Genomic DNA, 12,343 nt, shown 5'->3' on the forward strand with positions numbered 1-12,343 from the left:
ATTATCTAAATAGAGGGTTTATAAAAGCATTTAATTTCAATTTGTTAAGAAGTGTTTTTATGGCCTTCTTAGCCATTTATGAAAAATAAAGGCGATAGTAACATTGCTATAATCGGGGCAGTTTCGTTACAATCCGGCGAAATGCGCCAGCGTAGCAATCTAAAATTAGTGACAAATTGTCAGTTTACAACATCAACGATGGCAATTTGAATGCCTATGTTGAGTCTATAGGGCATTGCTTAATTAACTAACCATAAGGAATAATCTTGAAACCTTCTTTTGTAATTTGTGGAATCGAGCATAGCGGCACGACACTTCTTTCAGATATTTTTAGACAAGTACCTACTATTGATTCCGGCTTTGAAACGGGCGTTTTGCTGGTCAATTCCCCCCGTGAATTCCGTACACTAGAGCCTTTCGCCACTAATCTGATTTCTGGTTGGCGTATTAAAGAATCTGATTTGGACACGATTTGTGATTGCGACACCTTCGATGAGTTTTATGACAGGTTATGGCAACTCTCTACAGTAGTCGATCATAATAAGACCATTATGTTTGATAAAACGCCCAGATACTTTTCTGCACTGAACAGCTGTACAAAAAAAATTGATTGCCCTTTCATTGCGACCTATAAAGACCCCCGCGCCATAGTGGCTTCCGACTTTCGTCGTGATAAGGCTGATAACTTCTCCACCTGGTTCGAATCATACGTCCCTAAGAAAAAAAGGTACTTACGGATCATTTATGCACAGTTGGAGCAGACCGTCCAAGGCCATATCCCAAATGCCATAGCGACGTCTCTTGAATCGCTTTGCCTTGATACCCGCCAAACATTAGAAAAATTATTTGCCCATGTCGGCGCAGAGTTCGACCTTTCCTACCTGTTGTTAAAAAATCTCCGTTATCAGCACACCAAATTACCTTATATTTCATCGAATATCCCTTTTCAGTATTTGGAAGTTTTTAATAAAGCGCAAATAAGGCAGATAGAAAAGCGGTTTGAGGAATTTGAATTATTTTTCTACCGGTGATTTGGAAAAATAGATTTATAAATCAACCGTTGCATTAACATTAACAGTAATGCCTCAACTAATTTCGGGGAAAAAATGGAACAAAGATATGTTATTGGTATTGGCGCCCAAAAGGCGGGCACAACATGGTTAGGTGATTATTTTTCACGCCATCCGGAAGTATTGATGTCGCCAATTAAAGAGCTGCATTTTTTTGACGTAAAATATCGTCCAGATCTATGCCGAGGGTTTGACGGGCGATTTTTAAACGCGTTTAAAACTTTAGAAATTGAACATCCGGCTCCTAATACCGCTAAGGGAATTAGGCTGGGTGCTTTAAAAGATAGGGTCAATATGAATGGGGATATCCTGGAGTATCAAGATTATTTTATAAAGCGGGCTAATTCCGAAAAGATATTTTGTGAGATAACCCCCGAATATTCATTACTGGATACAATGGGTTATGAAGCTATTAAATCCCTTTCAGGGGATGTTAAAATTATATTTTTAATGCGTAATCCTGTAGATAGATTCTGGTCTGCTTTAAGGATGTGGAACAAAAAGAAGCCAAACTTAGATGTGGTTAAAGAAATTGATGATTTTTTAATTAACCCCCAGTTTGTTGAACGCACAGATTACCAAAAAACCATCGAAAAAATTTATCAAGTGTTTGAACCTTCAAATATTTTGGTCGAGTTCTACGAAAACCTGTTTTTACCGGAATCATTAAAAAGAATATGTGATTTTTCCGGTATTTCATACGTCGATCCTGATTTTGGCAAAAAGGTGCATGAGGGTGTCCAAAAGGAAATTGACCCTGAAATAAAAATTAAAATTTTGACCAAGTTTGGGCCACTTTATGAATGGGTGCAACAAAAGTATGGCGATGCGTTGCCTGAGTCATGGGGCAGCGATTTAAATTTTTATAAGACATTATCCAAGTAGCAAAAATTTTAAGGCAATAACTGCACCTAACAGTAACAACCTATTTTACCAAGGCAAGGGTTTGGAATTTTCGTTTGGCAACCACGACAGCGCATCTTTTTGATAAAGTCTTCTGAAATAAACTCCTCCAACATTGGGTCATAAAATAGCCAAAAATTTCCAACGTTACTTTATATATGGCTTGGAAATTGATGGTCACCTTAGATTTCATAATTGACATCCTACAATTGAAATACACTAAACAGGCATGAATACGATGAGTAATATCAGATACGTTATAGGTATTGGGGCACAGAAATCCGGAACGAGTTGGCTTGCGGATTATCTTTCTGGACATCCTGATGTATTTGTGTCCCCCATTAAAGAACTGCATTTTTTTGACAGCCTCTACAGGCCTGAGCTTTGTGCAGGGCTCGAACGCCGACTGATCAAAGCTTTCGTAGATGTGTCGCATAAGATAGAAATGGTGGATGTCCTTAAAGACACCCGTCGCTTTAAACGCTTTAGAGTCTTATCTAGCCGCGCCAAAATGGGCGGGGATATTGAGCGTTATCGCAATTATTTTAAGGATCTTGCAAATAACGAATCAGTGTTTTGCGAAGTTACTCCAGAATATGCGTTACTTGATCAGGCAGGTTATCAGGCCATAAAAAGTTTGGCAGATGATGTGCGGCTGATTTTTTTAATACGAAATCCGATAGACAGATTTTGGTCGGCTGTGCGTATGCGGGCAAAAGGAAATCCTCAAATCAATATCGTTAATGACTTTGAAAGTTTTCTTGAGAAACCGCATTTTTATGAGTGTACCGATTACGAAAAAACGTTATCGACAGTCTATAAAGTTTTTCCAAAAGAACGTGTATTTGTCCAGTTTTATGAACAGTTGTTCGACCCGAACGTTATTTCACAATTATGCCGTTTCTGTGGCATTGACTTCATTGACCCAGATACAGAAAAGCGTGTCTTAGAAGGCGTTCCTAGTGCTTTGACTGAAGCAATGCGTGAACGTATTTATGACAAGTTTCACCATGTTTTTGATTGGGCCGAGAATACATTTGGTGAAAACTTGCCGGTATCGTGGCGAACAGACATTTCTGCATTTCGCAGGCCTTTGGCAACAAGCACCATAAAAACAAAACCGCCCAGCATGGGTGCGCCAGAAAAATTAGCAGCTCCAACGTTTGCATCTTGCTTTGTAAGCCCTTTAAGACGTATCCGTAAAAATGAAAAGTCACTTTATCCAAACGGCGTGTCAACAATTGGCGGCATTTATGATAGCTCGGATAAACCGCATATCGATTCCTTACTCAGAAGAGGAAAATCTGCGGTGTTTTTTCAAGCGCACGAACACGATCTGAAAATTGATCATAATACGGCAAAGGGAGTTGCAAATAAGGCAATTTACGGTGGCATGCTTACCAACCATTTCGGGCATTTTTTATTAGAAAGCCTTGCCCGTACATGGTATCTCTATGACAGCACTGGGGATATTTATTTTTACCGGATGCAAGGCTTAAAAGAAGCGGGCACTTATGATAGCTTGCCTAACTGGCAACGGACGGTTTTAAGCCATTTAGCTGGCGATCTTAGCCGTATAAAATTTATTGATGGGCCATTGCTGTTTGATGAGTTGACTGTTCCCGAAGCCGGCCTTATAAATCGGCATTTTTGTGCAGCAGAACAAAGGAAGGGGATGTTGGTTCTTGGCGAACGCATAACGGCAAAATGCACCACAAACGTAAGATCAGCCAAAGTATGGCTAAGCCGTTCCCTATTAAAAAAGGGTGCAATTGCTGGTGAAAAAAGATTTGAAGATGCATTAAGCAATGAAGGTTTTTTTGTAGTGCATCCTGAAACTTTTTCATTGGCTGAACAAATCAAATTATTTGAACAAGCCTCTGTTGTTGCGGGCTTCACTGGTTCAGCCTTCCACACCGTATTGTTCGCAAAAAATAACGGCACGAAATTATTGCATTTTTCGCGGCTTTCCGAGTTGAACGGAAACTATATCATCTGTTCCGAGGCGGCTGGATTTGATTCAGAGTTTCATAATTGTTTTATTCGGTATGGAAAAGTAAAAGGATTGAATGGTAACGTGCTACAAAACTTAAGCGGTATTTGGGGCATACTTTATCAACAAGGGCTAGTGGAAACTGAAAAGTATTGTGATTTAGAAATGGAAAGCGATTTAGACTTCTTAGATATGCAATTACAGAAAATTGCCCCCCAATTATTTAAGTGATGCTAAACCCTAAAAACGTGTCCTTTCTGGTAGAAAATGCGGAGTTATACTCAGGCTCTAGCTGATCTGCAATAAAGAGGCGTATGTTTTTTGTCTTGATTCTTTATGTAGAAAGTCAAAGCAGATTACCCTAAAAATGAATGTATGTTTTGATGGATATTTAAAGATCTAACATATCTTTCATAACAAATGGGGGAAAATTAAAAGTGATATTTTTCACCCTTGTGAACTGGACTCCGTATTAACAGCTCAAACATCAACGTTTTTTTAGACCGCAAGCAATAACTAAATCAACCGATATAACTTTAAATGACAAATCAACTAAAAGATAAGCAAGTTCGAACCCCCCCATTTTTTATTATTGGATGTGTCCGGTCTGGGACAACTTTGTTAAGAAATGTACTGCGTAACCACCCGAATTTGGTTTCCCCTGAGGAATCGCATTTTTTTAGATGGAGCGAACCTTTTGGCACTCCCCAATCGACAAGGCTGCTTTCTAGCACGACCAACGCCATATTAAGAAAACATCGGGAGATGGATGGTATCAGCGAAAATGAATTTAATGATATTTTTAATAAAAGCGTTTCCCGAGCTGACTTACAAAAAAGATACATGCAAAAATATCTTATAAATAATAAGCTTGAAGGAAAACGTTGGTTCGATAAAACGCCTCAAAATGTTTATTGTGCGTCCATGATAGCAACTGATTTTCCAGGTTCAAAGCTAGTGCATATTGTACGGAATCCCGTAGATGTGGTGTCTAGCTTACGGATTGGTAAAGTGGTTAAGATTGATAATCTTATAGGGGCTTGTAATTATTGGAACGAAGCCGCAGCTATTATTCATGTGTTAAAAAGGGCATATAGGGATCGGGTTTATGAAGTCAAATACGAAGATTTTACAAGCAACTTTTTACCTGAATTGGAAAAGATGCTGGCTTATCTTAACGAAGATTTCGATGCGGAATGGTTTAGTGAGTTTGCCACCACTCCTAAAGAGCATGACCACAGTGAATTATTTACACCAGAAGAGTTGAATAAGATTGAAAAACTTTGTGGGCGTTGGGGTAGGCACTATGGTTATTTTGATAAAAATATTAAATAGATTTCTTATAAGTGGCAATTTTTGATATGGTTAGCACCTAACGGGTCTTGGTTAAATTATAAAACTAGCGGGGTGATGCAGTGGGCTCGTCTTTTTGAGGAAAGCCATAAATCTGGCTAGCTTTGCCCAGGCGTCTTCTATTGGCTGTCCGCTCGCTAGCGGCCTGTTATCATGTATCCAATTTCACATGAAATAGTTAGGTTTCAACTGGTGCCTATATTTCGGATGGGACATTAATATTGTCAATATCGGATTGTCTCTCAGTAGCGATGTTTGTTGCACATAATTTATTCTCTACCAGATAGCTCCATTGTCATTTTTATTGGCTATGTCACATTAATTGTTGAAAAATTTTTATTTTCATATTTAGGTTAATGCCATTGGCTTTTAGCCAGTTAGTGTTAGCATCAAAGGGTTAAAGCAATAATTCGACTGCGAGTGATACAAATCGGGTGGACTTTGGTCTTTTGTCCCGTGCTAAAGCACCTGATTTAGTAGATGGTTGTTACGTTTCTTCGAGAAGTCTTATTTAAACGGATTATAGTTTTAGTTCAATGCCCGTTGTTTAAGGCTCCACAATTAACGGTGACATAGTCTTTTTATTTAAGAGGTAAGGGGAGAAAGGCATTGAACCCATATGAAAGTTTACCGAAAGAAGCGTTCTGGCGAACAGCCATAGCTGACGTTGAACCAACTCAGATTCAGAATATTTGGAAGCCTAAATTTCCCTTGGATAAAAAGCAAAAAATAATAACTTCAGGTTCATGTTTTGCTCAACACATTAGTAAAGCACTTATTGCTCGAGGCTATTCATGGTTAGATGGTGAACGGGCTCCAAAAGGACTATCGTTAACATCTCAAAAATTATTTAATTACGGGGTGTTTTCATTCCGAACTGGCAACATATATACCCCGGCTCTTTTAAAACAATGGCTTAATTGGGCTATTATGAATGAGCCTATACCTGAAGAAGTCTGGGAAAGTAGTGGCCGTTTCTATGACCCTTTCAGGCCAAATATTGAACCTAATGGGTTTTTTAGCCTTGAAGAAATGCTAGCCTCTAGAAACGATACACTTTCCGCAATTCGAAATGTGTTTTGTCAATCTTCATTATTTATTTTCACCTTAGGATTGACTGAAGCGTGGATAAATGGGGAGCATGGTTATGTATACCCGATGTGTCCAGGAACTGTTGTGGGGGAATTTGACGAAAAAAAACATTCGTTTATCAATTATAGATATCCTCAAATTTTCCGTGATTTGCATGATTCCTTCAATCTTATAAAGAAAGTTAATCCTTCAATCAAATTACTTTTGACTGTGTCGCCAGTCCCATTAACTGCTACAGCGGCTAATCAACACGTATTGGTTGCAACTACCTATTCAAAGTCAACGTTAAGGGCGGTTGCGGATGATATGGTGTCTTCTAGTACAGATATTGATTACTTCCCATCTTATGAGCTGATTACCAGCTTTCCATTCCGCGGAATGTTCTATCAGGAAAATTTAAGAAATGTCACAGATGAAGGTGTGGATTTTGTAATGAAAACTTTTTTTTCATGTTTGGGTGACCAGAACATTATAAATGCCATTCCTAATAAACCCGCTTCTGAAGGCACATATCCGGTTATAAAAAATGAGGATATTGTATGTGAAGAAGAAATGCTCTCAGCATTCAGTTCTAAGGGGTGATGCAAATGAAAGTTTGTGTAATGGGTAACTCCCACCTTGCTGCGCTTAAGTTGGCGTGGGACGAATTAGTTGTGGACAATAATCGGAATGAGCTGGTTTTTTTTGGTGCTAGAGCCAATGCGATGGTGCATATGGAAATAAGAAATGGATGTTTATTTCCGACAGATGAGCTTACAAAGCAGGATATTATCTTTACGTCTGGTGGTCTGGAATCAATTGATTTTAATGGTTTTGATGCCGTCCTATTATATGGGCTGGCCTGTGATGTCCGTATTTTTTCTTTGGCGCTTGCGACCCATAAATTAGAAAATATCGAAGATCCATCTCGTCAAGTGATGACTCAGGCCTGTTTCACTAGGGTTTGCCAGGATGTTGTAAGCCATAACCTGCTGTATAAATTAGCCGCCATGGTTCGTAGTGTCGTTGATTTGCCTATTTTTATTTCGCCATCGCCTTTCCCAAGCCGGGAATGTGTAAATGACCCATCAAAATGGGATTTTTTGGCTGGCAATTATTGCCAGTCAATTCAAAAAGGATATTATGACGGTATAAAGAATGCCTTTCAGGCTCTTCAAGGCATTATGATTTTTCAACCAGAAGATACGATTACAGACTTCCTGTTTACAAAACCGCACTTTTCTAGTGGTTCAATTCGGCTGACGGAAGGTTTGTCGACTGCCCACCCTGCAGATGACTATGTCCACATGAATAAAAGCTATGGCATCGAATTTTTAAAGGACGCACTTAACGTGATTTCATCAGGTTCCATCATCAAGCAAGACATCCCCCTGCTTTCTGTTAAAGATTCAATTGTTGCAGTTGAGCGTTTTCAAGAAGTCAGCAGTAGCTCAATAAATGACACAAGCATTCCCTTAAGGATTTTTCAATATTGGGATAACGATAATCCCCCAGATCAGGTTCAAACCCTAATTGATAGAAATCGTTTTTTATGTAAATCAGCCAATATTGATTATGTTTTGCTGAACGATTTTGAAGCAAGAAGATGCCTTAAAAAATATTTTTCAGAAGATGTTTATAAGGCATATGATTTGTCTCCCCATCCGGCAATGAAGTGTGATCTGTTTAGGCTATGTTACTTGTATCAATATGGCGGTTTTTATTTGGATGCTGATATGGTTTTAACCGAGAAATTTAGTGAGTTATTTTCTATAAAAGGCGATCTTGCCGTTTTTAAATGGGATATTCATAATATAGTCGGTATTTGTAATTGGCTTATTGGCTCAATACCCTTTTGTCCAATTATCGGTTTTGCAATTCAGAAAGTATCGGAAAGTATCATTCAAGCCTGTGAGAACAATATTGGGAATGTTTTACAACATACGCTGGCAATTTCTGGGCCGGCCTTATTTACAAGGGTTATAGGGTCTTATATTGCTAATAAAGAACCCATTCCTAATGAGTTTTCTGCTTTACCAGTAAGTATTGAAGCAATTTCTTATGGGCTTTCACTCGTACAAAACGGGCCAAACTTCTTAAAAAAACCACTTGATTATAGGAAAACCAATTTGCATTGGTCGGTTGCAGCGAAAAACCAAGCCCAAGCCCAAGATTCAAGTAATGATAATAAGTAGTCTGCCCCAACCTCAACCGTTTTTTCAATTAATCCACGGGTCTCCGTCTCAATAGCCCTGTTAGACGGTCATGAATTAGGCTTGGAGCACCCAAGCTGTTTGCGTTATCTATATTCATGGCGTACCTCTTTTTGGCTGTCATTTGATCTTGTAAGTCTAATTTCAGCAGAGGTCGCCACCTCTAAAGCCCGCTCCGAACACCAGATTTATGTATACCTCCGGATGCGCTGTTGCTCAGCGATACCAACTTTACCTACACGGCACATCCTGCAGTAGGTGTGCAAAACATCAATGCTTACCACTGCCATTTTAACCTGATGTTTGATCCATAATATCTTGCTCTAACGCCTTAATAAAACTATCGGCAATTTCTTTATCCAAATTGCTTAGGTCATTGCGAACAGCATTAAGAACATCTTTGGGCTTAAGATTGACATTTATTAATTTACCTTTTTTCAATGGCATTTTTTTAATAGCGTATCCACCGAGCCATAAACCATGGGCCAATATTAAATGCCCATAGTCTTTAGAAAAATAGGCCAAGCCTTGGTCAATAAATGTATCTTTTAATTTTAAGGCTCTAGCATAAAAATCCATGCTCTCCTGGGAACCAATTCCAACGGTATCTCCAATCGAGTAAATTCCATTACTATACTCGACAAAATCACCTAACCCATCAGACCAATCGACGAATATCTCTTTTCTAGTATTACAATTTTCTGCAAACAACCGCCAATCAATAGGCGTTACCGCATGCAATTCAAGGTCAGGGCGCAAACGAATGACTAAATCATAGTGTTTACCTGTTTTCTTTATCAATTGATTGCAGGCATCAATTTTATAACGCATTTTTTGTTGGTTTGTTAACTTTTCAAAACGCCCTTCTTTATCATCTTCAACAACAACGAATTCTGTTTGGTAAAATTCTTTGAGTTGCTTCTGGGTGACAGAGGTATTCTCGTCCAATAATCTGAACAGTGTCGGCAATAATTTTTTTATATCGTTATAAGAATAATTTTTTCTAAACAATAAATCCTGATATGCGTGAAGAAACTGGCCATGAAAAACTCTATTTGCATGTATGCTAGGAAATGGTGCTTTAAAACCAACATCAGCCCACGTATGAATAAAAATATCTGGCTGTAAAGGCCCGATAATTGATTTATTAATGGCAATAAACGCATCTTTATAGCCGCGTAATTGTCCGGAAATACACAATGCAACATTAAGCTTTTCGGTTTTTTTAACAGGTTGATAACTATTTTGAAACACTGGCTTCAGCGTTTCATTAATTATTTTGAGTGATTCAACAAACTCTGTATCAGGATAAAGTGCCTTAATTTCAGCTAGCGAGAATATTTTTCTCTGCAATAAATGTGTAAAAATATTCTTAAGAAGGGCTTCGTTTTTTGATAAACAAAAAAATGGCAATATTTCCAACAAAATATCTTTATCATCAAATATAGCTAAACAAGCTTCTTCAGGATAGTAGCCTCGCATGATTAAACTGGCTAATAAACAATCAATCGAATGGTGGCTTATTGATACTTTTGAAAACAAAGATAAAGCAAATTGACGGCTTGTTAATCGTACGAGCGATTCGCTTACTTTGCATAACTCGCTAAAAGAAAAGAGGGCTATATACTGTTCTAGTTGCGCCATTACATAACTCATTACAACGCTATTTTTTTTATATGCAGAAAAAATAATGAGTAATAAAAATAATTTATTGTTGATTAATGGCTGGCTTTTGTCAGTTAGGAGCAAGATCATTGGCTCAAAATAAGACAACAAAGCAATAAAAGACTCATAATTGCGGTTTTTGAGTACGATAAGATGTACAGTAAAATTTTCTTGGCTTAGGAAAGCAATAACTTGATTGTTTTGAAATGCGTCTAAATGCCCAACATCATGTGGGAGAGAAAGTATGTAACTACAGAAGTTTTGGATCAAAACAGTTGAAATAGAATGGTCACCGACATTCGCAAATAATTCGCGCGCAGCTAACGGTGGGTCTTCTTCAAACAGAGCTAACAAATACTTTTCCAAAAAAACTGGGTTCTTTGACTGTAAAAAAGCAAGCCGCAATTTTTCTGCGGCTTCACGTTGTCTACCTAATGCTTGTAGCTCTGTCGCCGCTTCAACGTATGCGCCAATATGTAAAGGGTTATATTGATTAATGGATTCAAATTGCTCTAATGCAAGTGGCCTATTGCCCAACAGTCTAGCAAACAACGCAAATTGCCATAAAATGTATAAGTTATTCGGCTCCATGGCCAAAGCTTGCTGGAATCTATGCCCTGCTTCTTCTAACCGCCCTAGTTCTTTCAAAGAAATCGCCAACTCATTACATATCCAGGCATTTATAATATTTTTGTTAATAACCTCCATTATTTGTTGCAAGCAAAGCTCATGTTTTCCTTGCATACGGTTGCATACAGCTTGGTGAATCTTCGTTGCAAAATCATTCGGTTGATATATAAGCGCTTGATTAAAAAATCCTTCAGCATCATTAAACAAGCCTAAACCCCTACATTCCACTCCTGCCTCACGATATGCCCGAAATTGATTAGGCACCAATTCAATCGCCTCTTTAAACAGTCTCAAAGCTTCTTGCCTATGGTTGCTTTGTCGGGCTTTGATACCTTTTTGAATTATCTCATCGTAAGGAACTGTCATATTTAGATATGCCCAAAAGTAGTTGGATGCCTTTCTGAATTATCTTATCGTAAGGAATTGTCATTCTAGGTTCTGTTGACGTTTCATCGTAGCCATAAGAGCACGGAGGCAAATGACAACATCCCCCTGTAATTAATGGCTTTTTTCTCATATCTGGTGGCAATCCTGCGGTAGTGCTTGAGCTTGCCGAACATACATTCGATGACGTGCCGCTCCTTATAATGGCAATAATCGCAGTCAATTTCTTCTTTCCTGTTCGATTTGGGCGGGATGACGGCTTTTATCCCCCGTGTTTCCAACCACTCCCGTAAGGCATTGGTGTCGTAGGCCTTGTCCGCCAAAACGGCGCGGGCACTGAGGTTTTCCAACAAGGGGATAGCCTGCCTGCACTCCGCCCCTTGGCTGCCCGTCAGGATGAATCTGACCGGTAGCCCCAAGGCATCACAGACCGCATGGATCTTGCAGCCAAAGCCACCTTTGGAACGCCCCCAACGCCTCTTCCTTGGCGGAGCTGTTTGCCGCCCCCGCCGCACAGGCATGTGCCCTGATTACCGACCCATCCATGGAAACATCCTGTAAATCAGCGGCTTCGGAAAAATATCCGAGGAGTTTCTCCCAAGCCCCATTCGCGCACCAGCGCGAGAAACGTTTGAAGATGGTGTTCCATTTGCCGTACGTTGGCGGCAAAACCCGCCACTGCGCCCCCGAACGTAATATCCACAGGCAAGCCCCAACGAACCGCTTGCATTGCTCGGGACAGCCGACATGGATGCACGGCAATTGTTTTAAGAACGCCAATAAGCGGCCCCACTCATCATCACTCAGCTCTATTCGGTTCATGCCATCCAAATCGGATAATCTTAACCTATTCGACAAACGTCAACAGAACCTAGTACTCAGTCAATCTTAATTTGTCGGGTTTTAACAGTTGTTAGTAATTGATTATATTAAGCTAATATGAATCTTTACCCGACAAAACAAACTTGACTGAGTACTAGGTATGTCCAAGAATAGATTGAAAACACTATTTATCAACCCACATTCTCGGTTATTCTAGCCTTGAACATTTATAAATAAAA

General features: G+C 39.2%; 7 protein-coding genes and 1 pseudogene. 6 read left to right on the top strand and 2 right to left on the bottom strand.

Annotated elements, in window-relative coordinates; translation table 11 throughout:
- Nucleotides 1-266: 266 nt before the first annotated feature.
- The 6 genes from METMI_RS0107235 (at nt 267) to METMI_RS0107265 (ending at nt 8,585) form a co-directional block, all read left to right on the top strand.
- On the top strand, nt 267-1,031 hold the full coding sequence (locus tag METMI_RS0107235; RefSeq protein ID WP_019865611.1) for a sulfotransferase: 765 nt from the start codon (nt 267-269) through the stop codon (nt 1,029-1,031).
- 75 nt (nt 1,032-1,106) lie between these two features.
- Nucleotides 1,107-1,955 (top strand): sulfotransferase domain-containing protein, encoded by an 849-nt coding sequence (locus tag METMI_RS0107240; protein WP_019865612.1) that lies wholly within the window; start codon nt 1,107-1,109, stop codon nt 1,953-1,955.
- Nucleotides 1,956-2,211: 256 nt separating this feature from the next.
- On the top strand, nt 2,212-4,197 hold the full coding sequence (locus METMI_RS0107250) for a glycosyltransferase 61 family protein (RefSeq protein ID WP_198007894.1): 1,986 nt from the start codon (nt 2,212-2,214) through the stop codon (nt 4,195-4,197).
- Nucleotides 4,198-4,506: 309 nt separating this feature from the next.
- Entirely contained in the window at nt 4,507-5,301 is a 795-nt protein-coding gene (locus METMI_RS0107255) for a sulfotransferase family protein (protein WP_083930201.1), read from the top strand.
- 627 nt (nt 5,302-5,928) lie between these two features.
- On the top strand, nt 5,929-6,993 hold the full coding sequence (locus tag METMI_RS0107260) for a GSCFA domain-containing protein (protein ID WP_019865616.1): 1,065 nt from the start codon (nt 5,929-5,931) through the stop codon (nt 6,991-6,993).
- A 5-nt stretch (nt 6,994-6,998) separates the two neighbouring features.
- Nucleotides 6,999-8,585 carry a glycosyltransferase family 32 protein gene (locus tag METMI_RS0107265; protein ID WP_198007895.1) on the top strand — a complete coding sequence of 529 codons (1,587 nt, stop codon included), beginning with the start codon at nt 6,999-7,001 and terminating at the stop codon, nt 8,583-8,585.
- Nucleotides 8,586-8,894: 309 nt separating this feature from the next.
- Here the strand turns inward: METMI_RS0107265 and METMI_RS0107270 are convergent, their stop codons facing one another.
- Entirely contained in the window at nt 8,895-11,264 is a 2,370-nt protein-coding gene (locus tag METMI_RS0107270) for a tetratricopeptide repeat protein (RefSeq protein ID WP_019865618.1), read from the bottom strand.
- Nucleotides 11,265-11,347: 83 nt separating this feature from the next.
- Nucleotides 11,348-12,104: pseudogene (locus METMI_RS28395) on the bottom strand (IS5 family transposase).
- Between the last annotated feature and the right edge of the window lie 239 nt (nt 12,105-12,343).

Origin of the sequence: Methylovulum miyakonense HT12 (assembly GCF_000384075.1) — a bacterium.
In the GTDB taxonomy this organism is placed as follows: Bacteria; Pseudomonadota; Gammaproteobacteria; order Methylococcales; family Methylomonadaceae; genus Methylovulum; species Methylovulum miyakonense.